This window comes from Micromonospora sp. CCTCC AA 2012012, from assembly GCF_040499845.1.
Taxonomy (GTDB): Bacteria; Actinomycetota; Actinomycetes; order Mycobacteriales; family Micromonosporaceae; genus Micromonospora; species Micromonospora mangrovi.
Window position 1 is genome coordinate 388,112 of the sequence record NZ_CP159342.1, and the last position, 22,775, is coordinate 410,886.

Genomic DNA, 22,775 nt, shown 5'->3' on the forward strand with positions numbered 1-22,775 from the left:
CGCACCGGCCCGTGCGTCCGAGTGGCGTGCGGCTACTGCCGGTGGTCGACCAGGTCGATGAGCTGACGGACGACGGTGTCCGGCTCGACCGCCCGGTCGAAGACCGCCACCAGCAGGGTCTCCAGGTCGGGATAGCCGAGTTCCTCCGACAGCCGCAGCAGGGGCAGGTCACTGGCCAGACCCCGGTTGTGCTGGCGCAGGGCCAGCCCGATGGTGGCCCGCCCGAGGCGTACCTTGTCGGCGATCGAGATGCCGGGCTCGGTGTGCTCGGCGAACCAGCGGTTGATCTGCTTCTGCGCGTGCGGGGACTTGACGAAGCCCAGCCACTCCCGGCGCGGGCCGCGCGGGGCGGAATCCGCCTCGAAGCCGCTCTCCGCGTCGGACTCGGTGAAGATCTCCACCACGTCGCCCTCGTCCAGTTCGGAGGAGAGCGGCACCAACCGGCCGTTGATCCGGGCCGCCAGGCAGTGGTCGCCCCGCTCGGTGCCCAGCTCGTACGCCAGGTCGACCGGGGTGGCCCCGGCCGGGAGGACGACCTGCCGGCCGTCGGCGACCACCTGGATCTGCGCCTCGGCCAGGTCGCAGCGCAGCGACTCCAGGAACTGCGCCGGGTCGACGGTGTCCTGCTCCCAGTCGAGCACCCGGCGCAGCCAGGCCAGCTCGTCGTCGGCGCGGTCGGCGGAGCGCCCGGCGGCGCGCGGGAAGCGGTAGTGCGCGGCGACACCGTATTCGGCGGCGCGGTGCATCTCCTCGGTGCGGATCAGCACCTCGACGACGCGGTCCTGCGGGCCCCGGACGGTGGTGTGCAGCGACCGGTAGAGGTTGTTCTTCGGCGAGGCGATGAAGTCCTTGAACCGGCCGGGCACCGGCCGCCAGAGACAGTGCACCGCGCCGAGCGCCGCGTAGCAGTCGGTGGCCGGGCCGTCCACCACGATCGCGATCCGGGGCAGGTCGAACGGGGCCGGGTAACCGCCGGCCACGGTGTCCTTCCAGATCGAGTAGAGGTGCCGGGGCCGGGACGAGACCTTCGCGTCGACCCGGCTGCGCCGCAGCGCCACCTTGGCCTTCGCCACCACGTCGTCCAGATAGGCGTCCCAGCCGGGCCGGTCGTGCACGTGCCGGGCGATCCGGGCGTGCTCGTCGGGCTCCAGGTGCAGCAGCACCACGTCGTCCAGCTCGCGCTTGAGGGTCTGGATGCCGAGCCGGTCGCAGAGCGGGACCAGCACCTCCTGCGTCTTGCGGGCGATCCGCTCCCGCGACGCGGCCGAGCGGACGCCGAGGGTACGCATGTTGTGCAGCCGGTCGGCCAGCTTGATGATCAGCACCCGGACGTCCTTGCCGGCCGCCACGATCATCTTGCGGATGGTCTCCGCCTCGGCGTTCTTGCCGTAGAACGCCTTGTCGAACTTGGTCACCCCGTCGACCAGGTGGGCCACCTCGCGGCCGAAGTCCTCGGCGAGGGCCTGGAGGGTGTAGCGGGTGTCCTCGACGGTGTCGTGCAGCAGCGCGGCGACCAGGGTGGTGGTGTCCATGCCCAGGTCGGCGCAGATCTCGGCGACCGCGAGCGGATGGGTGATGTACGGCTCACCGCTCTTGCGGAACTGACCGCGGTGCATGTTCTCCGCGATCGTGTACGCCCGGCGCAGCACCGAGGCGTCGGCGCTGGCGTGAATGCCCCGGTGGGTGCGGACCAACCCGTTGACCGGGTCGGTGTCGGCGGTGGGCCAGGTGAGCAGGGAGCGTAACCGGCGGGCCAACGGCAGTTCGCCGGGCTGGGTCGGAAGGGCGCCCCCCAGGGCGGCGCCGTGTCCGGCGTCGACGTCCACCTGGGACACCTCCTCACCCCGGCTCCACGGTACCCCTGCCGGGACGACCGGAAGCAGGCCCACGAAACGGGCAGGACTGCACTTCTCCAACAGCCTAAGCGAGTCGACGTAGTCCGATCGGACACTTGGTCATGAGCGTTCGGTCGAGAGTTGGTGGGAACCGCCCCGTTCGGCCTTGGTCAACAGGTCCCGGAAGCGGCCCGCTCCGGTGATCGGTGAGGCCCAGCCGGAGGAGAGTTCCAGCAGCCGGGTCTCCGGTCGTTCCAACCAGGACAGGATGCGCTCGGACTCCTCGGCGGAGGCGCGGGGGACCGGACCGTGCCCCGGCGGCACCGTCTCGGCGGTGGCCCGGATCAGGGTGAGGGTCGGTCGCGGATGGACACCCGGCGGGGACACCCCGGCGCCGGCCAGCCGGCCGTGCCGCACCAGGGCCAGCTCCCAGCCACCCCCGGCGGCCGGCCGGGCGGCGGCCAGCTCGGCGATGGACGTCAGGCCGGCCAGCCGCTGCATCCGGACGGTGGCCCGCAGCACCGCGGCGAGCCGGGCGCGGACCACCGCCGCCTCCTCGTAGCGCTGGTCGCCGGCGAGCACCTCGATCCGGGCGAGCAGGGCGTCCACCACCTGCTGCGGATCGCTGGTGGTGGCGGTCCGGAAGGGGGCGGCGGCGCGGTGGTCGTACTCCTCGGGGGTGATCCGGTGCTCGCAGGGCGCCGGGCAGCGACCCAGCTCGGCCAGCGCGCAGGCCGGTGTGACCGTGCGCAGCGAGAGCCGGTGCGTGCACTGGCGCAGCGGCACCGCGTCGTGGAAGCCGGCGGCGGCCAGCTCCGCCGCCCGGCGCGAGGTGAACGGCCCGAGGTAGGCCTGGTCGCCGGGGGCGAGGCTGCGAACCACCGACAACCGGGGGTACGGCCCGTCGGTGAGCTTGAGCCAGACCATCCGCTCCGGGTACTTCGAGCGCCGGTTGTACGGCGGCGCGTGCGCGGCGATCAGCCGCAGCTCGCGGACCTCCGCCTCCAGCGAGTGGGCGCACTCGAGGGCCTCCACCCGCTCCGCGGCGGCGAGCATCTCCGACATCCGGGCCCGCTTCTCCGCGGCGGTGAAGTAGCTGCGCACCCGGGTCGCGATGTCGCCGGAGGTGCCGACGTAGAGCGGCCGGTCGTCGGCGGCCCGGAAGATGTAGACCCCGGGGACCTTCGGCAGCCCCTCGGCGAGGTGCCGCTTGCGCCGCTGGGTGGGGGTGACCGCCCGGGCGAACTCGATCGCCTCGCCGACGGTGTCCACCCGGTGCCCGCCGAGCCGGCCGATCAGCCCGTGCAGCACGTCCACGGTCGCCTTGGCGTCGTCGAGCGCCCGGTGGGTCGGCTGGGTGGCGGTGCGGAAGTAGGCCGCCAGGGTGCCCAGCTTGCGGTTGGGCACCTCGTCGCGGGTGAGCACCCGGCGGGCCAGCGCCGCGGTGTCCAGCACCCGCGGGTTGGGCCAGCGGTAGCCGTGCTTCGCGCAGGCGGCCTTGAGGAAGCCCACGTCGTAGGGGGCGTTGTGGGCGACCAGCACCGCGTCGGAGATGAACTCCAGGAAGCTCGGCAGCACCTGCTCGATCGGCGGCGCGGGGATCAGCATCGCCTGGGTGATGCCGGTCAGCACGGTGATGAACGGCGGGATCGGCACCCCCGGGTTGACCAGGGTGGCCAGCACGCCCAGCTCGTCACCGCCGCGCACCTTCACCGCGCCGATCTCGGTGATCCCGCCCCCGTCGGGGGCGCCGCCGGTCGTCTCCAGGTCGACCACCACGAAGGTCGTCGCGTACAGCGGCAGCGCCGGATCGACGCCGCCGACGGTGGGATCCAGCCCGGCCAACGCCGGCTGGAGGTATTCCTGTCGGGCCACCCGCGGGACGCTAGCGACCGGGTCCGACACTCCCGTACCAGCGGCCCCAGAAGTCACCATCGGTCTAGGATGAGAGATCGGCTCACTCACCGGGCGGTGGGCCCGCTCGCGGTGGGAGACTTGCCACATGCCCCTCACCGAGCCGTACGACGACCACCTCCCCGAACAGGAGTGGGTGGCGGGCGTGCAGGACGCCGGTGAGGACGAGTCGGCCCAGCTCGGCGCGGGTCCCGTCGACGCCGAGGACACCGCCGGAGTCGAGGACACCGCCGGAGCCGAGGACGCCGCCGGAGTCGAGGACGCCGCGGACGCCGACGCGCCCGAGGCGGAGCCGGTGCTGCCGGAGCCGGTCCGGCAGCGGATCGTCTCGCTGACCGCCGCGGTCCTGCCCGGCCTGCCCGGCGACGAGCTGCCCGTGCCGCTGCGCCGGGTGGCGAAGTTCGCCCCCAACCGGCGGGCCCGACTCGGCGCGCCCGCGATCGCCGCCCAGCTCACCGCCGACCCGCTCTTCCGGCAGCGGGTCACCGCCCGGGTGCTGACCGACGCCGGCGACCTCGGCGCGGCCGTGGTGGAGGGGACCGCCCCGGCGGCGGCCGACCCGGTCGAGGTGGCCGCCCTGGCGTACCTGGTCCGGCCGAAGGGCTGGCGGGACCTGATCGAGGCCAGCGGCGCCGCGGTGCGCGCCGAGGCGGACAGCGCGGTGGTGGCGGAACTCGTCCGCGAGGCCGAGCAGCGGGCCACCCGCGCCGAGCACGACCGGGCGGTGGCCCGGGTGGAGGCCGAGAAGCTCCGCGACGAGCTGGCCCGCGTCCGCGAGGAGCTGGGGCAGCTGCGCGAGGAGAACCGGCAGCTCGGCCGTACGCTGCGGGAGACCCAGGCCCGGGAGCGCCGGGCCAACGAACTGCTCGCCACCGAGCGGGGCCGGGCCGCCCGGGCCACCGCCGACACCGAGGCGGAGCTGCGCCGGGCCCGGGCCCGGCTGGCCGAGGCGGAGGCCGCGGCCGGCGTCGCCCGGGCCAGCGCCAAGGAGGCCCGCTCGGTCGACGACGCCCGGCTCTGGCTGCTGCTGGAGACCATCGGGCAGGCCGCCGTGGGATTGCGCCGGGAACTGGCCCTCGACCCGGTGGAGAAGCTCCCCGCCGACTTCGTCGCCGACGCGTTCGCCGACCAGTCGGCCGCCACCCCGGCCGGTGCCGCCGCCCGCGCCCGGGACACCGACGACCCGGCCCGGCTGGACCAGCTGCTCGCGCTGCCCCGGGCCCACCTCGTCGTCGACGGCTACAACGTGACCAAGCGTGGCTTCGGCGAGATGTCACTGGAGCAGCAGCGCAAGCGCCTGATCACCGGGCTGGGCGGCATCGCCGCGCAGACCGGCGACGAGGTCACCGTGGTCTTCGACGGGGCCGAGCGGATGCACGGGCTGCCGCCCGCGCCGCGCGGCGTGCGGGTGCTCTTCTCCCGCAAGGGGGAGACCGCCGACGAGCTGATCCGCCGGCTGGTCCGGGCCGAGCCCTCCGGTCGCCCGGTGGTGGTGGTCTCGTCCGACCGCGAGGTCGCCGACGGGGTACGCCGGCACGGCGCGTACCCGCTCGGCGCGGACTCGCTGCTGCGCCGACTGGCCCGCTCCTGAGGGGCTTGTGATCGTTTTCGGGGTGACCGATGCCTCGTTGTCCGGTTCTGTCACACCCCTGGCATAGCGTCCGTGGTGACCGACGGTGGCCGGGCGACGACGGACGTCCGCCCGCCTCCGCCGAGACGTGTCAGGAGGCGTTGATGCTCATCGACTGCGACAGGTGCGGGATCCGCGGCGACGGCTGCTCCGGCTGCCTGGTGACCGCGCTGCTCGACACCGGCTCCCCGGCGGCTGACCTGGGCGCCGCCGAGACGTACGCGATCGAGGTGTTCGCCCGGGCCGGCTTCGACGTGGAGGTGCTGCCCCCCGAGCCGGCCGTCCGGCCCCGGTCCCGCCGCGGTCGCGCGGCCTGACCGGCCGGGCACCCCGGCCGCCGCGCCCCCGCCGGGCCATAGGATGAGCGCTCACGGCGGGAGGAGCGGCATGACGAGGGTACGGCGCGGCGACGGGACGGGACGGTGAGCCCGCGCGGCTGGGCGGTGCTGACCCTGGCCGGGCTGGCCGTCGCGCTGCTGGTGGCCGGGGCGCTGCTGATCCCGTGGAGCCGTCCGCCGGCCCCGCGCGCCGACCAGCTCGCCGCGCTGCGGGACCTCCCCGTCGACCAGGTCTCCCGGGGGCGCGCGTTCCACGCCGCGCTGCGCCCCGGCGGCTACGGCGCGCTCGCCGTCAGCCTGGCGGTCGCCCTCGTCCTCGGCCTCACCCCGCTCGGCGCCCGCCTGGTCGAGCTGGCCGGCCGCCCGTTCGGCGGTCACTGGGCGGCCCGGGCGGTGCTCGGTGGGCTGGCCGTGCTGCTCCTGGCCGACCTGCTCACCCTGCCCTTCGCCGCCTGGCGGCAGACCGTGCTCACCCGGTACGGGCTGAGCACCCAGGGCTGGGGCGGCTGGACCGTCGACCTGCTCAAGTCGTACGCGCTCAGCGCCGTGCTCGGCGCCCTCGTCCTGCTCGGCTTCTACGCCGTCGTCCGGGTCGCCCCGCGCTGGTGGTGGGCGTTCGGCGCGGCCGGGGCCGCCGGGCTGGTGGTGCTGCTGTCGTTCGTGCTGCCGGTGCTGGTCGAGCCGGTGTTCAACCGGTTCACCCCGATGGAGCCCGGCCCGCTGCGCACCGAACTGGTCAGCATGGCCGCCCGGGACGGGGTGCCCGTGCGGGACGTGCTGGTCGCCGACGCGTCCCGGCGCACCCGGGCCGTCAACGCGTACGTCTCCGGGCTGGGGCCCACCCGGCGGGTGGTGGTCTACGACACCCTGCTGCGCGAGGCCACCGGAGCGGAGGTGACCAGCGTCGTCGCGCACGAGCTGGGGCACGCCAAGGACCGGGACGTGTGGGTCGGCACGCTCACCGGGGCGCTCGGCGCGGCGCTGGCCGTGGTGGCGCTCTATCTGGTCGGCTCGTGGGCGCCGCTGCTGCGCCTGGCCGGGGTCGACACGGTCGCCGAGCCGCGCGCCTTTCCGCTGCTCATCGCCCTGATCACCGGGGTCGGGCTGCTCGCCACCCCGGTCCAGGCGCTGGTCTCCCGACGGGTCGAGGCGCGGGCCGACGCGCACGCCCTCGCCCTCACCGGCGACCCGGCCACCTTCGAGGCCATGCAGCGCCGGCTGGCCGGGGTGAACCTCGCCGACCCCGACCCGCCCCGCTGGGAACAGCTCTGGTCCGCGTCCCACCCGTCCACCGTGGAGCGGATGGCCGCCGCCCGCGCGTACGCCAGGGAGGCCGGCCGATGAGCCGTACGCTGCTGGTCACCAACGACTTCCCGCCCCGCCCGGGCGGCATCCAGTCCTTCGTGCACAACCTCGCCGTACGCCAGCCGCCCGGCTCGGTCGTGGTCTATGCGTCGAGCTGGCGGGACGCCGCCAAGTTCGACGCCGACCAGCCCTTCGAGGTGGTCCGGGAGCGCACCCGGGTGCTGCTGCCCACCGCGCTGGTCGCCCGGCGGGCGGCGAAGCTCGCCCGGGCGTACGACTGCGACACCGTGTGGTTCGGCGCGGCGGCCCCGCTGGGGCTGCTCGCGCCCGGGCTGCGCCGCCGGTCCGGGATCCGTCGGGCCGTGGCGCTGACCCACGGGCACGAGGTCGGCTGGGCCGCCCTGCCCGGTGCCCGGTCGGCCCTGCGCCGGATCGGTCGGGGCGTCGACGTGACCACCTACCTCGGGGAGTACACCCGGGTCCGGCTGGCCCGCGTGCTGCAGGGGGTGACCGAGCTGCACCGGCTCGCGCCCGGCGTGGACGTGGACACCTACCACCCGTCGGTGGATGGTGAACGGGTCCGCCTCCGGCTCGGCCTGCCCGACCGCCCGGTGGTGGTCTGCGTGTCCCGCCTGGTGCCCCGCAAGGGCCAGGACATGCTGATCCGGGCGATGCCGGAGATCCGCCGGCGGGTGCCGGACGCCGCGCTGCTGATCGTCGGCGGCGGGCCGTACCGGGCGACGCTGGAGAAGCTGGCCCGGCAGACCGGCGTCGAACGGGAGGTGGTCTTCACCGGCTCGGTGCCGTCAGCGGAGCTGCCCGCCCACTACGCGGCCGGCGACGTCTACGCGATGCCCTGCCGCACCCGCAACCGTGGCCTGGACGTCGAGGGGCTGGGCATCGTCTACCTGGAGGCCAGTGCGACCGGCCTGCCCGTGGTGGCCGGCGACTCCGGCGGGGCGCCGGACGCGGTCCGCGAGGGGGAGACCGGCTACGTCGTACGCGGCCGCGACGTCGCGCAGCTCGCCGACCGGGTGGCCACCCTCCTCGCCGACCGGGACCTGGCCCGGCAGCTCGGCGCCGCCGGCCGCGCCTGGGTGGAGCGGGAGTGGCGCTGGGAGACCCAGGCCGAGCGGATGGCCGCCCTCCTCGCCGGCTGACCCATCCCGTCCGTCCGCCCGTCCGCCCGTCCGGCCGGCTCGGCTCCAAGATCGCGCTCGATCCAGGATGGAGTGGCCTCCGGGCGCCGACGAGGCCACCACATCCACGATCGAGTGTGATCAAGGCCGCGCACGGCAGGCAGTCCGCGCCGGCGCAGGCAGGGTGCGCCAGGACAGGCAGTCCGCGCCGGGACAGGCAGGGTGCGCCGGGGGAGGCAGGCCGCGCCGGGACAGGCGGGCAGGGGAGCCGGGGTCAGGGCCGGGGGGCGAAGAGCCGGTCGGCGGGGGCGGGCCGGCCGAAGTGCCAGCCCTGCGCGGCGTCGCAGCCGATCGCCCGGAGCCGGTCGGCCTGCTCGGCGGTCTCCACGCCCTCGACGGTGACCGTCAGCTCCAGCGCGTGCGCGAGGGAGACCAGGGACGCGAGGATCCGCTCGTCGGTACGGCTGGCCGGGTCGTCGGCCGGGGCCCGCAGCCCCGCCACGAACTCGCCGGCCACCTTCAGCTCGGTGACCGGCAGTTCCCGCAGGTACGCCAGGTTGCAGTAACCGGTGCCGAAGTCGTCGATGGCGATGCGGACCCCGAGGTCCTTGAGCACCCGCAGGGCGCGGACCGGCTCCTCCAGGGTGCTCATCATGGTGCTCTCGGTGACTTCGAGCTGGAGCCGTTCCGGCGGCAGGCCGGTACGGGCCAGCACACCGCGTACCTCCCGCACCAGGTCGGGTCGGTGCAGCTGCCGGACGGCCAGGTTGACGCTCACGAAGGGGGCGTCCTCCCGCCCCGCCGACCAGGTGCGGGCCTCCCGGCAGGCCTCGGCGAGGACCCAGCCGCCGAGCCGGACGATCAGCCCGGTCTCCTCGGCCAGCCCGATGAAGCTGTCCGGCCGGAGCAGGCCCAGCTCCGGATGGTGCCAGCGGACCAGTGCCTCCACGCCGAGCACTCTGCCGTCCCGCAGCGACGTCAGCGGCTGGTAGTCGAGGAAGAACTCGCCCCGGTCGAGGGCGCCCGGGATCGCCGCGGCGAGGGCGTACCGGGCCAGCTCGCGGCGGTTGCGGTCGGCGTCGAAGAGGGACCAGCGTGCCCCGCCGGCCGCCTTGGCCCAGTGCAGGGTGCTGTCGGCGGCCCGCATCAGCTCGCCGGGGGAGGTGCCGGCCACCTGCCGCTCGACGATGCCGATGCTGGCCGAGACGGTCAGCTCGTGCCCGTCGACCAGGGCCGGCTCGCTCACCGCCGCCAGGGCCGCCTCGGCCACCTTCACCGCGTCGTCGGTGCAGGCGGTCCGCTCGACCAGGATGACGAACTCGTCCCCGCCGAGGCGGGCCACCAGGTGCTCGCCGAGCGCCCGTTGCAGCCGCTGCGCCACCGACACCAGCAGCGAGTCGCCGACCTGGTGGCCGAGGGAGTCGTTGACCACCTTGAACCGGTCCAGGTCGAGGAAGCAGACGCCCACCCGGTCGGCGCCCCGGCCCGGTTCGTCGATGGCCGCGGAGAGTCGCTCGGTGAAGAGCGTGCGGTTCGGCAGGTCGGTCAGCGGGTCGTGGGTGGCCTGGTGACGGAACCGGGCCTCGCTGTCCCGCAGCGCCCGCTCGGCGTGCGCCCGGGCCATCATCGCGGCCCGCCGGATCGACTCCTGCTCGTCCAGCGTCCGGTCCCGCAGGGCGCGGGCGTACCCGGTGGCCACGGTGGCCAGCAGCCGGGCCATCCGGTCCTCGACGTCGTCGGCGACCAGCCCGAGGTCGCGGACGAGGCGGAGCTGGATGACCTCGATGGTCCGGCCGAGCCCTTCGGCGGAGGCGATGTGCGCGGCGACCAGCTCCGCGCCGACCTGCTGGCCGGTCCGCAGGTCGAACGGCTCCGCCTGGAGCGCCCCGGCCAGTCGCTCGGTGAGCCGTTGGAGCAGGGCCTCGAGCTGGGCCTGGGTCATCGGCAGGTAGCTGGTGCCGGAGACCGCCTTCGCCCAGGCCCGGGCGAAGGTGCCGGGGCAGGTGCGGGGCAGGGCGACCGCCGGCTCACCCATCGAGCCGCCCGACCCCGCCCATGAAGACCGCCTTCTCGGCGTTCTCGGCCTGCTCCGGGGTGTCCGGCCGCCACTGCGGCACCCACACCACACCCGGGTCGACCAGCTCGAAGCCCTCGAAGAGGGCGGTCAGCTCGGACCGGCTGCGGATCCAGAGCTGGTTGTCGGTGCGGCGGTAGACCCGCTCGGCCTCCGCCCGCTCACCGGTCTCGTCGCGACCTTCGTCGCAGGCCTGCGACATCACGAGGTGGCTGCCGGGCACGAGGGACCTGCGCAGGGTCCGCAGGATCTCCGCCGGCTGGTCGGCGTACGGGATGAAGTGCAGCACCGCCACGATCATCACGGCGATCGGCTGGGAGAAGTCGAGCAGCCCGGTCACCTCGGGGTGCCGCAGGATCGCCTCGGGCCGGCGCAGGTCCTCCTGGAGCACGGTGGCCCGGTCGTTGCCGCTGAGGATCTCCCGGCTGTGCGCCACCGCGACCGGGTCGACGTCGACGTAGACCACCCGGGACTCCGGGTCGATCCGCTGGGCGATCTCGTGCACGTTGCCGACGGTGGGGATGCCGGAGCCGATGTCGAGGAACTGGCGTACCCCGGCGTCGGCGAGGAACTGGACGGCGCGGCGGAGGAAGGCCCGGTTGGCCTGGGCCATCAGCGGCGCGTCGGGCACGGCGTCCACCATGGCCCGGGCCGCCGCCCGGTCGGCGGCGAAGTTGTGCGAGCCGCCGAGGTAGTAGTCGTACATGCGGGCCACGCTGGGACGCTCGATGTCGATCGTGTCGGGTGCCCAGTCCGGCCGCTGCATGCCCTTGCCCCTCTTTGTCAACAGCGCGTGAGGTCCGCGGCCCCGTGGGCCACCCGGGTATTCTGCCCGCCCGTTGTCGCGGTGCAAAGACCGCCGTCGCTACGCACCCGGTCCCTCACCGTACGCAGCGGAAACCCCCCGCAACGCCGGAGCGGCCCGGTCCGTGGTCGGGACGCGGGCCGCTCCGGCGTGAGCCGGTGGAGGTCAGAACTTCGGGGCGTCCGGAGCCTCCAGCAGACCGAGCCGCAGCGCGGTCATCAGCGCCTGGGCCCGGTTGGCGGCGCCCAGCTTCTCGTAGAGCTTGGAGATGTGGGTCTTGGCGGTCGACTCACTGACGAAGAGCTGCTTGGCGATGCCGGCCACGCTCATGCCGTCGGCCAGCAGCCGCAGCACCTGACCCTCCCGGGGGGAGAGCTGCGGGCCGGACGGGGCCAGCCGTCGCTTCATCGCCTCGGCCAGGTCGGCCGCGGTGAAGGCGCTCGGGGAGGAGGCGGCGTGCCGGGCGGCGGCCACCACCTCGTCGGCCGGTGCGGTCTTCGGCACGAACGCGCTCGCCCCGGCCTCCAGCGCGCCGAAGAGCTGGTCGTCGCCTGCGTACATGGTGAGCACGACGATCCCCATCGAGGCGCTGGACTTGCGCAGCGCGCGGGTGGCCTCCAGGCCGCTGCCGTCGGGCAGCCGCAGATCCATGATCACCACGTCCGGCTGAAGCGCACCGGCCTGGCGTACGCCCTCCGCCGCCGTGGCGGCCTCGCCCACGACCTCGAACTGACGGTCCCGCTCGAAGGCGTGCCGCAGACCCTTCCGGATCAGGTCGTGATCGTCGACAAGGAGAACCTTGGTACGGGTGGCCGGTGTCGGACTTGTGGTCATCCTCGGGTTACTCCCCTTCTGCTGCTGCGCTGCCGCGCACCTTATCGCGCCGGGGCGAGGAACCAAGTACCACCGCCACGGTCGTGCCGCTGGGCTGCCGCGGCCTGATCTCCAACCGGCCCCGGATACGTTCCGCCCTCTCGGCCATGATCGCAAGACCGTAGTGCCCCTCGGGGCGCTGGTCACCGATGCCGTGACCGTCATCCGACACTTCGATCTGCGCGTACGGGGGGTCCACCTCGCAGGTGACCCAGAGATTCGACGCCCCGGCGTGCTTGCGCGCGTTGGTGACCGCCTCCTGCGCGATGCGCAGCAGTTCGGCCTCGGTGGCGGCGGGCAGCCGGGCGGTGGACTCGTCCAGCGACAGGTGCACCCGCAGGCCCCCGGAGGCGCCGACGGTGCGGGCGTACTCGGCGATCGCGGCGGCCAGGCCGCCGTGCCGGTCCACCTCGCTGCGCAGCTCGAACAGGCTCAGCCGCAGCTCGGTGATCACCCGGGTCACCTCCTGGCGCAGCGTGCGCAGCGCCTCGGCGGTCTCCTTCGGGTCCTCGTCGACGTACGCCAGCGCGTTGTCGATGCCGTAGCCGACCATGACCAGCTCCTGGGCGACCCCGTCGTGGATCTCCCGGGCCAGCCGCTGCCGTTCCTCGTTGGTGGCCAGCGAGCGCACCTCGTCGAAGAGCAGCGCCGCCTCCAGCCGCAGCGCGGCCGGGCCGGTCAGCGCGGTCACCCGGGACACCACCGGTGGCGGGTACGCCTGCCCCGCGTCCGCCTCCAGCACCACCAGGCCGACCGTGCGGACCCCGGCGACCAGCGGCACGATCAGCGCGGAGACCTCCCCGGACTGCCGGGAGCGGGCCTGCGAGCGGCTGGAGGTCTGCGCCTGCTGGCTGGCCCAGGCGTCGGCGATCGCCGAGTCGGCGTCGAGCGTGGTCTCCCAGTCGACCCGGTCCACGCCGATCTGGGCGAGCACCACCAGCCGCCCGCCTCCGCTGGCGGAGAGCACCGCGCCGCGGTCGGTCTTCGCGACCATCCGCAGCTCCTCCAGCAGGTGCTCGGAGATGCCACCCGGGTCGAGGGTGGCCCCGGGCAGCTGCCGGGCGACGGTGCGCAGCTGGGTCAGCAGCCGGGTGGCTTCCGCGTACGGCTGGGGTTTGCTCTCGCCGCGGACCCGCATCACCCGTTGCAGGGTGACGGCGGTGTAGAGGCCGAGGCCGGCCAGGATCAGCCACTGGGCGCAGACCGCGAGGTAGCCGAGCTGGCCGAGCTGCCGTCCGCCGTCGACGTCGGTCAGCGCGGCGCTGATCAGCAGGGTGGCCGCGGCGACCGCGAGCAGCGCGGCGCCCTCGGAGAACCGGCGGCGCAGCGCCGTCACGGTCACCGGGACGGCCAGGTACGGCAGCACGGCCGAGGCGCCCAGCCCGCCGGTGACGCCGGTGAGGTGGGTGTCCGCGGCGATCTGGCTGGCGGCCAGCCCGAGCACCACCACCTCGGCGAAGCGGCTGAGCGGACCGAGCAGCCGGTGCTGCGGCGCGAGGACGGCGGGCAGCGCGGCGACGGCGAGCAGGGCGATCCACCAGAGCTGGGCGACGTCGCGGGTGGCGAAGAGGGTCAGGGCGGCGACCAGCACGAGCAGGACCAGCCGCGCGGCGGCGGCGAGGGGTTGCGTCGGTGGCTGGGTGGGTGTCGACGGGGGCACGTGACGGATCGTAGTCAGCGGGAGTAGATCTCGGCGATCTCCGCCGCGTACGTCTTGTGCACGACCTGTCGCTTGACCTTGAGCGACGGGGTCAGCTCCCCGGTCGCCTCGGTGAAGTCCTGCGGCAGGATCCGGAAGACCTTGATCGCCTCGGCCTTGGAGACCGACTGGTTGGCCTGGTCGATCGCGCCCTGGATCTCCGCGCGCAGCGTCTCGTCGTCGCGCAGCTCGGCGACGCTGGTGGTCTCCGGTCGCCCGTGCGCGGCCAGCCACTTCGGCAGCGCCTCCTCGTCGACCGTGACCAGCGCCGCGATGAACGGCTGCCGGTCGCCGACCACCAGGCACTGGCTGATCAGCGGGTGCGCCCGGACCTGGTCCTCCAGCACGGCCGGGGCGACGTTCTTGCCGCCGGCGGTGACGATGATTTCCTTCTTCCGGCCGGTGATGGTGAGGTAGCCGTCGTTGTCGAGCTGGCCCAGGTCACCGGTGCGGAACCAGCCTTCCGAGGTCAGCGCCTCGGCGCTGGCCGGGTCGTTGTGCCAGTAGCCGCGGAAGACGATGTCGCCGGAGATCAGCACCTCGCCGTCGTCCTCGATCCGGATGGTCACGCCGGGCAGCGGCCGGCCGACGGTGCCGATCCGGGTGCCGGTGGGCAGGTTCGCGGCGGCGGCGGGGGAGGTCTCGGTGAGGCCGTAGCCCTCGCAGATGGTCACCCCGATGCCCCGGAAGAAGTGCCCGAGCCGGGCGCCGAGCGGGGCGCCGCCGGAGATGGCGTCGCGGCAGCGACCGCCGAGCGCCGCGCGCAGCTTGCGGTAGACCAGCCGGTCGAAGAGCGCGTGCTGGGTGCGCAGGGCCAGGCCCGGCCCCTCGGCGGTCTCCAGCGCCTCGCTGTACGCGATGGCGACCTTCTCGGCCCGGTCGAAGATCTTGCCCTTGCCGTCGGCCTCGGCCTTCTGCCGGGCGCCGTTGTAGACCTTCTCGAAGACCCGGGGTACGGAGAGCACGAAGGTCGGCTTGAAGTCCTGGAGTTCGCCGACCAGGTTCTTGGTGTCGGCGCAGTGCGCCATGGTGGCTCGGGCCTGCACCACGCCGATCTGGATGAGCCGGGCGAAGGCGTGCGCGAGCGGCAGGAAGAGCAGGGTCGAGGCGCCCTCGCGGAACAGGTTCGGCAGCACCGGCACGGCGTTGGCGATGTCGGCGTACATGTTGCGGTGGGTGAGCACGCAACCCTTGGGGCGGCCGGTGGTGCCGCTGGTGTAGATGATGGTGGCGACGTCGTCGGCCCGTACCGTCTTGCGACGGACCTCGATGTCGGCCGCGTCGACCGCCTCGCCGGCGGCGATCAGCTCGTCGACCCCGCCCAGCTCGATCTGCCAGACCTGGCGCAGCTCGGGCAGCCGGTCCCGGATGCCGGCCACCAGGGTGGCGTGCCCGGTGCTCTCCACGACCACCGCGACGGCGCCGGAGTCGGCCAGGATCCAGGCCGCCTGCTCGGCGCTGGAGGTCTCGTAGATCGGCACGGTGACCGCGCCGGCCGCCCAGATGGCGTAGTCCAGCAGGGTCCACTCGTAGCGGGTGCGGCTCATCAGGGCGACCCGGTCGCCGGGGTTGATGCCGGCCGCGACCAGCCCCCGGGCCACCGCGACGACCTCGTCCCGGAACTGGCGGCAGGTCACCTCGGCCCAGATGGTGCCCGTCGGACCCCGCCCGTCGGCCCGGGCGAACTGCACCGCGTCCGGGGCGGCCTCGGCGTTGTCCCAGACCGGGTCGGTCAGGTTTGCCGCGTCGCCGACGGTGACGATCGACGGAACGGAGAACTCGCGCACCTGCACTCCCTCGTGCTCGCACTGGCCGGGCCGTCCCTGGGGGTCGGCTCTGTCGAAACCTACCCGCAGGCCCCGGGGGGTGGCGGAGGGAGGTTGCCCGCCCGAGGGGTGGGACACCCGGCCGGTCGGCGGGTGGGGACGGGGTGGCGGTGCGGCGCGGGGGTGGAGCGGCGCGCCCGGGGCCGCCGCCGGGTAGCCTCCCCCCATGGCGGACACCTCCACCCAGTCGATCGTCGTCGGCGCGCCACCGGACCGGGTGGCGGCGGTCATCTGCGACTTCCCGAGCTACCCCGAGTGGACCGAGGCGGTGCGTCGGGCGGAGGTGATCGAGGAGTACGAGGACGGCTACGCCAGCCAGGTCCGGTTCACCATCGACGCCGGCGTGATGGCCGACGAGTACGTGCTCGCCTACGAGTACGCCGAGGACCTGTCCCGGATCGAGTGGCACCTGGTCGAGCCCTCGAAGATGCAGCGGTCCCAGCGCGGGTCGTACGACCTGGTGGGCAATCCGGACGACACGACCACGGTGACGTACACCCTGGAGGTGGAGCTCTCCGTGGGGATGCTCGGCATGTTTCGCCGCAAGGCCGAAAAGATGATCATGGACACTGCGTTGAAGCAGCTCAAGCGCCGGGTAGAAGCACCCGGTGCGGCCCACTGACCCGGCCGGACGGCGGGTCGACACGGTGAAGGAGCCGAACCATGGGCACGACTGATCCGGGTTCGGCCCGGGAGGAGGCGGAACGCCTCGTCGCCATGCTGCTGGCCACCGCCCGGCTGACCGCCGCGACGCCCGGTGCCGGTCCGTGGGGTCCGCTCGGTGGGATCCTCTCGGGTGTCCTCGGTCACAGTGCCGCCGCCGGCCGACCCGCCGGCGCCGAGCAGGGCGCCGCCGGGGGGGCCGGGGTCGGTGCCGGTTTCGCCACCGGCTCACCGGAATGCTGCGTCTGTCCGGTCTGTCGGGGTATCGCGGCATTGCGCGACCCCAGTCCCGAATTCGCGGAGCGCCTCGCCACCGGCGCGGGGGATCTCGCAGCCGGGGTGGCCAGTCTGCTGCGGGCGTTCGCCCCCACCGAGCCGGCCCCGTCGAGCGCTCCGCCCGGCCCGGCCGGGACCGCCGCCGGGACCGCCGGGGGAGATCACGTGTGGCGCGAGGCCACCCGTACCGGGCATGATTCTCAGCCGGCACCCGAGCAGGACGTGTGGTCCGCCGCCACCCGGGGGGAGGGCGCGGCCGATCCGGGTGCCGTCGTACCGCCCGATGGTGCCGGGCCGGGCGCGCCGGTGACGATCCGGCCGCCGGCCGGCCGTCCCGTGGTGCCCGCGTCGCGGGCGTCCGGCGAGGTGGGCGAGGACGCGGACGCACCAGGCGACGGGGCCTGACCACCGGACATCCCGGCAGCGCACGGCCGGTTCGGCCGATGCCGGGCAGCACAGCAGAGGGGAGTGGCAGCGGTGACGCTGACCATCGGAGTCGACGTCGGGGGCACGAAGGTGGCCGGCGGTGTCGTGGACGACACCGGCAAGGTTCTCGTGCAGACGCGACGGGACACCCCCGCCGACGACGTGGCCAAGACCCGCGACGTCATCATCGAGGTGGTCACCGAGCTGGCCGTGGGTCGTACCGTCGAGGCGGTGGGCATCGGCGCGGCCGGCTGGATCGACGCCAGCCGCTCCACGGTGCTCTTCGCCCCCAACCTGGCCTGGCGGGACGAGCCGCTGCGGGACTACGTCAGCACCGCGACCGGGCTGCCGGTGATCGTGGAGAACGACGGGAACGTGGCCGCCTGGGCCGAGTTCCGCTACGGCGCGGCCCGGGACGCCGACGACTCGATGGTCATGTTCACCATCGGGACCGGCGTCGGCGGCGGCATCGTGCTCGGCGGGGAACTGGTCCGGGGCGCGAACGGCATCGCCGCCGAGCTGGGACACATGCTCACCGTGCCCGACGGCCACCAGTGCGGCTGCGGCCGGCTCGGCTGCATCGAGCAGTACGCCAGCGGCAGCGCCCTGGTCCGCTTCGCCCGGGCCGCCGCCCGGCAGGAGCCGCACCGGGCGACCGCCCTGCTGGAGCTGGCCGGCGGCGAGGCCGAGGCGATCACCGGCCCGATGGTGACCGCCGCCGCCCAGGGTGGTGACCCGGTCTCCGCCGAGTCGTTCGCGCAGGTGGGCCGGTGGCTCGGCACCAGCCTCGCGGACATGGCGCAGATCCTCGACCCGCAGGTGCTGGTAGTCGGCGGTGGCGTGGTCGAGGCAGGCGACCTGCTGCTCGGCCCGACCCGCCGGTCCTTCAACGACGCGCTGGCGCAGCGCAGCCGGCTCCCGGTGGCCCAGGTCCGCCCGGCCGAGCTGGGCAACACCGCCGGCGTCATCGGCGCCGCCGACCTGGCCCGTCGGCTCTGACGATGGGTGCCCCCGGATCCGGCGGCGTGCCGCTGCGCGTGCTGTCGTACAACATCCACAGCCAGCGCGACGACACGGCCGCGCTGGCCGAGGTGGTCCGCACGGTCACCCCGGACGTGGTGATCGTCCAGGAGGGGCCACGCCGGTTCCGGTGGCGGCAGAAGAGCGCCACGCTGGCCGAGTCGTTCGGCCTGGTGGTGGGGGCCGGTGGCCTGCCCGCGCTGGGCAACCTGCTGCTGACCAGCCTCCGGGTGCGGGTGCTGGAGACCCGCTGCGAGCGCTATCCGCTCACCCCCGGCCGGCACCTGCGTGGCGCCGCGTACGCCGAGTGCCTGGTGGGTGGGAGCCGGTTCCTGCTGGCCGGCTCGCACCTCTCCACCGACCCGGCCGAGCGGCCGGCGCAGGCGGCGGCGTTCAAGCGGACGCTGGCGGCGGCGACGCTGCCGGTGATCGCCGGCGCCGATCTCAACGAGGGGCCGGACGGGCCGGCGTGGCGGACCGTCGCCGAGGGGCTGACCGACGCGGCGGAGGCGATGGACCGGGCCGACCGGCACACCTATTCGTGCGCGAATCCCCGGCGGCGGATCGACGGGCTCTTCGTCGACCCGCGGGTCACGGTCGTCGACTACGACGTGGTGGACACGCCGCGCACCCGGCAGGCCAGCGACCACTTCCCGATCCTGGTCGACCTGCTGCTGCCCGCCGCCGACTGACCGTTCCGCCGCTCGCTCCGGCACGGCGGCGGCCGACCACGGTCGGCGGCGCTCCGGTCGGTGGTGCCTGCGGCGCTCCGGTCGGTGGTGCCGGCGGCGCTCGGCCGGTGGCGCCGGCGCTCGGCGTCACGTCGGTCCGGGCTTCCTCGCCCGACGCCGAGTGACGGACGGTCACATTCTCCGCGGCCGGCAGCGCACCCCCGGCCGCCTTTGCTCTGCAGCCATATCCGCAGCAGTCGCGGAGCGTCACCACGGTCGCCCGGTCCGATCCGGTGGGCGTGCCACGGAGGCCAGCTCAGTGGGGTGCTGCGTGGATGGCTGCAGAGCAAAGGTCGGCGCGGCAGCGGACCGCCGGCGAACGGAGGCGCACGCTGCGTGACAGACCGGCCCGTCACCCAGCGCCACGGCGGCCGGCTGCGGCCCCTCCGATCCGCCGAGGACGGCTGGACAACGGCGGGCATTGTCGGCAGGATTTCGCAGCGACCCGGCACGCGTGCCGCACAAAGGAGATTCCCGGTGTCCTCCTCCACCGACCTCGGCCGCCCCGATCCGGAGACGAGCACGCTCGCCCTGACCCGCGACGGCCGCCCGGTCTCCGACCGGGGCGACACCGTCTGCGTCATCGGCGCCGGGGCCAGCGGCCTCACCGCCGTCAAGAACCTCGTCGAGTACGGCTTCGGCGTCGACTGCTACGAGCGGGAGACCGGCGTCGGTGGGGCGTGGAACTGGCGACACGACCGCAGCCCGGTGTACGCCAGCACCCACCTCATCTCGTCCCGGCCGTTCACCCAGTTCCCCGACTTCCCGATGCCGGACGACTGGCCCGACTACCCGCACCACAGCCAGCTGCTCTCCTACTTCGAGCGGTACGCCGACCACTTCGACCTGCGCCGGCACATCTGGTTCGGCACCGAGGTGGTCCGGGTGGAGCCGGTCGAGGGGGACCGCTGGGACGTCACCACCCGCAGCACCGGCGGCTACGGCCCCGAGCGCACCTCCCGGTACGCCGCCGTGGTGATCGCCAACGGGCACAACTGGTCACCGAAGCTGCCCCGCTACGAGGGGCTCGCCGAGTTCCGGGGCGAGGTGATGCACGCCACCTCGTACAAGGATCCGGCGCAGCTGCGCGGCAAGCGGGTGCTGGTGGTGGGTGCCGGCAACACCGGCTGCGACATCGCCGTCGAGGCGGCCCAGCAGGCGTCCCGCTGCTGGCACTCCACCCGCCGCGGCTACTGGTACGCCCCGAAGTACGTCCTCGGCCGCCCCGCCGACCAGGTCAACGACACGCTGCTGGCGCTGCGGGTGCCGCTGCGGGTACGACAGTGGCTCTATCACTGGACGCTGCGGCTGACCGTCGGCGACCTGACCCGGTTCGGCCTGCCGAAGCCGGACCACCGGGTCTACGAGACCCACCCGATCGCCAACAGCCAGCTCGTCTACTACGTCGGCCACGGCGAGATCACCCCGGTCGGTGACGTGGCCCGGTTCCACGCCAAGGCGGTGGAGCTGACCGACGGTCGGGAGATCGACCCGGAGCTGGTCGTCTTCGCCACCGGCTACCTGCCGCGCTTCGAGTTCCTCGAGGCGAAGGTGCTCGCCGACGACGAGGGCGTGGGGCGGCCCCGGCTCTGGCTGAACGCGTTCGCCGCCGGTCACCCGACCCTCGCGGTGGTCGGCCTGGTGCAGCCCGACTCCGGCATCTTCACCATCTCGCACTGGCAGAGCGTGCTCTTCGCCCGACTGCTGCGCCTGCGGGCCACCCGGCCGGACCGGGCCGCCGCGTTCGACCGGCAGGTCGCCGCCGGCCTCGGCGAGCGCTACTCCGGCGCGGTCAAGGACTCGAGCCGGCACTGGTTCGAGGTCGGCCACGCCGACTACCTGCGCGCCCTCGAACGCGCCCTGCACGAGCTGGGGGATAAATGACCACGGAGCGGATGCGGGTGGTTCGGGCGTGGGAGTGGGCCCGGCCGGAGCGGCCGGCCCGCCGGGAGGTGCTCGACGCGGTCCCGGCGCTGGAGGAGGGGCGACCGCCGCTGCTGTTCGTACCCGGGTTCGGGCACGGGGCGTGGGCGTTCGCCGAGCACTGGCTGGAGCACGCCGCGTCGCGCGGCTTCCCGGCGTACGCGCTGAGCCTGCGCGGGCACGGTGCCAGCGAGCCGGCGCCGGATGCGACGCTGCGGGCGTACACCCATGATGTGGTCCAGGTGGCGGCGAGCCTGCCGCGGCGGGCGGTGCTGGTGGGGCACGGCGCCGGCGCGCTGGTGGTCTCGCACGCCCTGTCCCGCTATCCGGCCCGGGCGGCGGTGCTGGTGGCGCCGGTGCTCGGCGGTTGGGGCACGTTCGGCGCGGCGCTGCGGCGCAACCCGGGCGGGACCCTGCCGGCCGTCTTCGGCGGTCCGTTGCGGTTGAACCGCCGGCAGTTGTTCAGCCCGGAGCTGCCCGACGGCGAGGCCCGCCGGTACGTCTCCCGGCTGGGCCGGGCCGGGCGGCGGGCCCAGTGGCAGCTGCTGACCGGCGGGGAGCCGGAGCCGGCGGTGGGCCGGCCGCCGGTGCTGGTGCTGGGCAGTCCGGACGACCGGGTGGTGCCGGCGACGGCGCTGACCCGGGCCGCCGCCCGGTACGGCTCGGCCCCGCTGCTCTTTCCCGGGATGGGGCACGACCTGATGCTGGACGCCCGCTGGCGGGAGCCGATCGACGCCATCCTGGACTGGCTGGCGAAGGACCCGTCGCCGGCCGGCTGACCGGCGGGCGGGTCACTCCGAGCCGGCGACGCGGGTGAGCAGCGAGCCGCTCTCGTCGAGCGCGCTGAGATAGGAGCGGGCCCAGGCGTGGATGTCGTTGCGGTGCAGGTGTTCCCGCATCGCCCGCATCCGGGCCCGGACGTCGGCCGGTTCGGCCCGCAGCGCCGCGAGCAGCTCCTGCTTGAGTCCCTCCAGGTCGTGCGGGTTGACCAGGTACGCCTGGGACAGCTCGGCGGCGGCCCCGGCGAACTCGCTGAGCAGCAGCGCCCCGCTGTCGTCCACCCGGGCGGCGACGTACTCCTTGGCGACCAGGTTCATCCCGTCCCGCAGCGGGGTCACCGCCATCACGTCGGCGACCCGGTAGAGGGCGGCCAGCTCGGCCCGGTCGAAGGTCTGGGTGAGGTAGTGGATCGCCGGCTCGCCGACCCGGCCGAACTCGCCGTTGATCCGGCCGACCTCGCGTTCCACCCGGTCCCGGAGGATCTGGTACTGGCCGACCCGTTCCCGGCTGGGCACCGCCATCTGCACCAGGACCGTGTCGCGGACCTTGACGTCGCCGCTGGCGAGCAGCTCGCTGTAGGCCTTGAGCCGCTGCTCGATGCCCTTGGTGTAGTCCATCCGGTCGACGCTGAGGATCACGTGTTCGGGGTCGCCGAGGTCCTGCCGCAGCCGGCGGGCCCGCTCGGCGACGTCGGGACGGGCGGCGAGCGCCGCCATCTCGGCGGTGTCGATGGAGACCGGGAAGGCGCCGACCCGGACCACCCGGTCGTCCACGGTGATCCGCCGGTCGGTGGCGGGCAGGCCCAGCACCTTGGTCACCAGTTGGGCGAAGTTGTGCGCGGCCTGGGCCCGCTGGAACCCGATCAGGTCGGCGCCGAGCATCCCGCGCAGCAGCTCCGCCCGGCGGGGGAGCTGCATGAACAGCTCGGGCGGCGGGAAGGGCACGTGCAGGAAGAAGCCGATCCGCAGGTCGGGGCGGAGCGCCCGGAGCAGGCCGGGGACGAGCTGGAGGTGGTAGTCCTGCACCCAGACCAGGGCGCCGGGCTCGGCGACCTCGGCGGCGGCCTCGGCGAACCGCTGGTTGACCCGCTGGTACGCCTCCCACCAGCGGCGGTGGTATTCGGGCTGTTCGACGGCGTCGTGGTAGAGCGGCCAGAGGGTCGCGTTGGCGAACCCTTCGTAGTGGTCGCGCAGGTCCTCGGCGGTCAGCGGCACGCTGTGCATCCGGACGCCGTCGAGGTCTCCTAAGGTGGGGGCGGCCCCGGTGCCGCCGGCCCAGCCGACCCAGGTGGCGGTGGTGTGCCGTAGCAGGGGATGCAGTGCGCTGACCAGCCCGCCCGGGCTGCGTCGCCACTCGCAGGCGCCGTCGGGCGCCACACTGTCGTCGATGGGGAGGCGGTTGGCCACCACCACGAGGGAACTCTGTCGCATCTCGGGCATTCCGATCAGCAGAGACCGACCGCCGCGAGGAGGGAACAACCGGGCAGTCAGTGGGGGAAGTGACGTACAGCGGTATTCC

18 protein-coding genes are annotated in these 22,775 nt (G+C 74.3%); 10 read left to right on the forward strand and 8 right to left on the reverse strand.

Annotation, left to right across the window (positions count from 1 at the left end):
* Positions 1-32 precede the first annotated feature (32 nt).
* Positions 33-1,826, reverse strand: coding sequence for a RelA/SpoT family protein (locus ABUL08_RS01880; RefSeq protein WP_350938434.1), 1,794 nt, complete (start codon positions 1,824-1,826; stop codon positions 33-35).
* A 129-nt stretch (positions 1,827-1,955) separates the two neighbouring features.
* Positions 1,956-3,710, reverse strand: coding sequence for a DEDD exonuclease domain-containing protein (locus ABUL08_RS01885; protein ID WP_350933905.1), 1,755 nt, complete (start codon positions 3,708-3,710; stop codon positions 1,956-1,958).
* 127 nt (positions 3,711-3,837) lie between these two features.
* On the opposite strand from ABUL08_RS01885, the gene ABUL08_RS01890 reads away from it, so the two are divergent.
* From ABUL08_RS01890 to ABUL08_RS01905, 4 genes are all read left to right on the forward strand, one after another.
* Positions 3,838-5,340, forward strand: coding sequence for an NYN domain-containing protein (locus ABUL08_RS01890; protein WP_350933906.1), 1,503 nt, complete (start codon positions 3,838-3,840; stop codon positions 5,338-5,340).
* A gap of 143 nt (positions 5,341-5,483) precedes the next feature.
* A complete protein-coding gene (locus tag ABUL08_RS01895) occupies positions 5,484-5,696 on the forward strand; it encodes a hypothetical protein (protein ID WP_350933907.1) in 213 nt (70 codons plus the stop codon).
* Between the two features lie 105 nt (positions 5,697-5,801).
* Positions 5,802-7,061 carry a M48 family metallopeptidase gene (locus ABUL08_RS01900; protein WP_350933908.1) on the forward strand — a complete coding sequence of 420 codons (1,260 nt, stop codon included), beginning with the start codon at positions 5,802-5,804 and terminating at the stop codon, positions 7,059-7,061.
* Complete coding sequence (locus tag ABUL08_RS01905; RefSeq protein ID WP_350933909.1) at positions 7,058-8,182, forward strand: glycosyltransferase family 4 protein; 1,125 nt, start codon at positions 7,058-7,060, stop codon at positions 8,180-8,182. Before ABUL08_RS01900 ends, ABUL08_RS01905 begins: the two co-directional genes overlap by 4 nt.
* Before the next feature lie 253 nt (positions 8,183-8,435).
* Here the strand turns inward: ABUL08_RS01905 and ABUL08_RS01910 are convergent, their stop codons facing one another.
* The 5 genes from ABUL08_RS01910 to ABUL08_RS01930 form a co-directional block, all read right to left on the reverse strand.
* Positions 8,436-10,196 carry a putative bifunctional diguanylate cyclase/phosphodiesterase gene (locus ABUL08_RS01910; protein ID WP_350933910.1) on the reverse strand — a complete coding sequence of 587 codons (1,761 nt, stop codon included), beginning with the start codon at positions 10,194-10,196 and terminating at the stop codon, positions 8,436-8,438.
* Positions 10,189-11,001 carry an SAM-dependent methyltransferase gene (locus tag ABUL08_RS01915; RefSeq protein ID WP_350933911.1) on the reverse strand — a complete coding sequence of 271 codons (813 nt, stop codon included), beginning with the start codon at positions 10,999-11,001 and terminating at the stop codon, positions 10,189-10,191. Before ABUL08_RS01915 ends, ABUL08_RS01910 begins: the two co-directional genes overlap by 8 nt.
* Positions 11,002-11,205: 204 nt before the next feature.
* A complete protein-coding gene (locus ABUL08_RS01920; protein WP_007072219.1) occupies positions 11,206-11,874 on the reverse strand; it encodes a response regulator transcription factor in 669 nt (222 codons plus the stop codon).
* 7 nt (positions 11,875-11,881) lie between these two features.
* Positions 11,882-13,573, reverse strand: a complete 1,692-nt coding sequence (locus ABUL08_RS01925) for a GAF domain-containing sensor histidine kinase (protein WP_377521801.1) — start codon at positions 13,571-13,573, stop codon at positions 11,882-11,884.
* Between the two features lie 14 nt (positions 13,574-13,587).
* Positions 13,588-15,399, reverse strand: a complete 1,812-nt coding sequence (locus ABUL08_RS01930) for an AMP-dependent synthetase/ligase (protein WP_350933912.1) — start codon at positions 15,397-15,399, stop codon at positions 13,588-13,590.
* A 205-nt stretch (positions 15,400-15,604) separates the two neighbouring features.
* Here ABUL08_RS01930 and ABUL08_RS01935 point away from each other — a divergent pair, with 205 nt between their 5' ends.
* From ABUL08_RS01935 to ABUL08_RS01960, 6 genes are all read left to right on the forward strand, one after another.
* A complete protein-coding gene (locus ABUL08_RS01935; RefSeq protein WP_350933913.1) occupies positions 15,605-16,060 on the forward strand; it encodes an SRPBCC family protein in 456 nt (151 codons plus the stop codon).
* A gap of 41 nt (positions 16,061-16,101) precedes the next feature.
* The gene (locus ABUL08_RS01940) at positions 16,102-16,782 is read left to right on the forward strand and encodes a hypothetical protein (RefSeq protein ID WP_350933914.1); all 681 of its coding nucleotides are present in this window, start codon (positions 16,102-16,104) and stop codon (positions 16,780-16,782) included.
* A 63-nt stretch (positions 16,783-16,845) separates the two neighbouring features.
* A complete protein-coding gene (locus ABUL08_RS01945) occupies positions 16,846-17,802 on the forward strand; it encodes an ROK family glucokinase (protein WP_350933915.1) in 957 nt (318 codons plus the stop codon).
* Between the two features lie 2 nt (positions 17,803-17,804).
* Positions 17,805-18,515, forward strand: coding sequence for an endonuclease/exonuclease/phosphatase family protein (locus ABUL08_RS01950; protein WP_350933916.1), 711 nt, complete (start codon positions 17,805-17,807; stop codon positions 18,513-18,515).
* A 516-nt stretch (positions 18,516-19,031) separates the two neighbouring features.
* Positions 19,032-20,438 (forward strand): flavin-containing monooxygenase, encoded by a 1,407-nt coding sequence (locus ABUL08_RS01955; RefSeq protein WP_350933917.1) that lies wholly within the window; start codon positions 19,032-19,034, stop codon positions 20,436-20,438.
* The gene (locus tag ABUL08_RS01960) at positions 20,435-21,256 is read left to right on the forward strand and encodes an alpha/beta hydrolase (protein ID WP_350933918.1); all 822 of its coding nucleotides are present in this window, start codon (positions 20,435-20,437) and stop codon (positions 21,254-21,256) included. The genes ABUL08_RS01955 and ABUL08_RS01960 overlap by 4 nt, the downstream gene beginning before the upstream one ends.
* A gap of 12 nt (positions 21,257-21,268) precedes the next feature.
* Here the strand turns inward: ABUL08_RS01960 and ABUL08_RS01965 are convergent, their stop codons facing one another.
* Positions 21,269-22,687 carry an alpha,alpha-trehalose-phosphate synthase (UDP-forming) gene (locus ABUL08_RS01965; protein WP_350933919.1) on the reverse strand — a complete coding sequence of 473 codons (1,419 nt, stop codon included), beginning with the start codon at positions 22,685-22,687 and terminating at the stop codon, positions 21,269-21,271.
* Positions 22,688-22,775: the final 88 nt, after the last annotated feature.

Bases quoted from the DNA above. Each gene is read 5' to 3' on its own strand.
- ABUL08_RS01890 (WP_350933906.1), top strand. From the start codon at position 3,838: ATGCCCCTCACCGAGCCGTACGACGACCACCTCCCCGAACAGGAGTGG.
- ABUL08_RS01895 (WP_350933907.1), top strand. From the start codon at position 5,484: ATGCTCATCGACTGCGACAGGTGCGGGATCCGCGGCGACGGCTGCTCC.
- ABUL08_RS01905 (WP_350933909.1), top strand. From the start codon at position 7,058: ATGAGCCGTACGCTGCTGGTCACCAACGACTTCCCGCCCCGCCCGGGC.
- ABUL08_RS01910 (WP_350933910.1), bottom strand. From the start codon at position 10,196: ATGGGTGAGCCGGCGGTCGCCCTGCCCCGCACCTGCCCCGGCACCTTC.
- ABUL08_RS01915 (WP_350933911.1), bottom strand. From the start codon at position 11,001: ATGCAGCGGCCGGACTGGGCACCCGACACGATCGACATCGAGCGTCCC.
- ABUL08_RS01920 (WP_007072219.1), bottom strand. From the start codon at position 11,874: ATGACCACAAGTCCGACACCGGCCACCCGTACCAAGGTTCTCCTTGTC.
- ABUL08_RS01935 (WP_350933913.1), top strand. From the start codon at position 15,605: ATGGCGGACACCTCCACCCAGTCGATCGTCGTCGGCGCGCCACCGGAC.
- ABUL08_RS01940 (WP_350933914.1), top strand. From the start codon at position 16,102: ATGGGCACGACTGATCCGGGTTCGGCCCGGGAGGAGGCGGAACGCCTC.
- ABUL08_RS01950 (WP_350933916.1), top strand. From the start codon at position 17,805: ATGGGTGCCCCCGGATCCGGCGGCGTGCCGCTGCGCGTGCTGTCGTAC.
- ABUL08_RS01960 (WP_350933918.1), top strand. From the start codon at position 20,435: ATGACCACGGAGCGGATGCGGGTGGTTCGGGCGTGGGAGTGGGCCCGG.
- ABUL08_RS01965 (WP_350933919.1), bottom strand. From the start codon at position 22,687: ATGCGACAGAGTTCCCTCGTGGTGGTGGCCAACCGCCTCCCCATCGAC.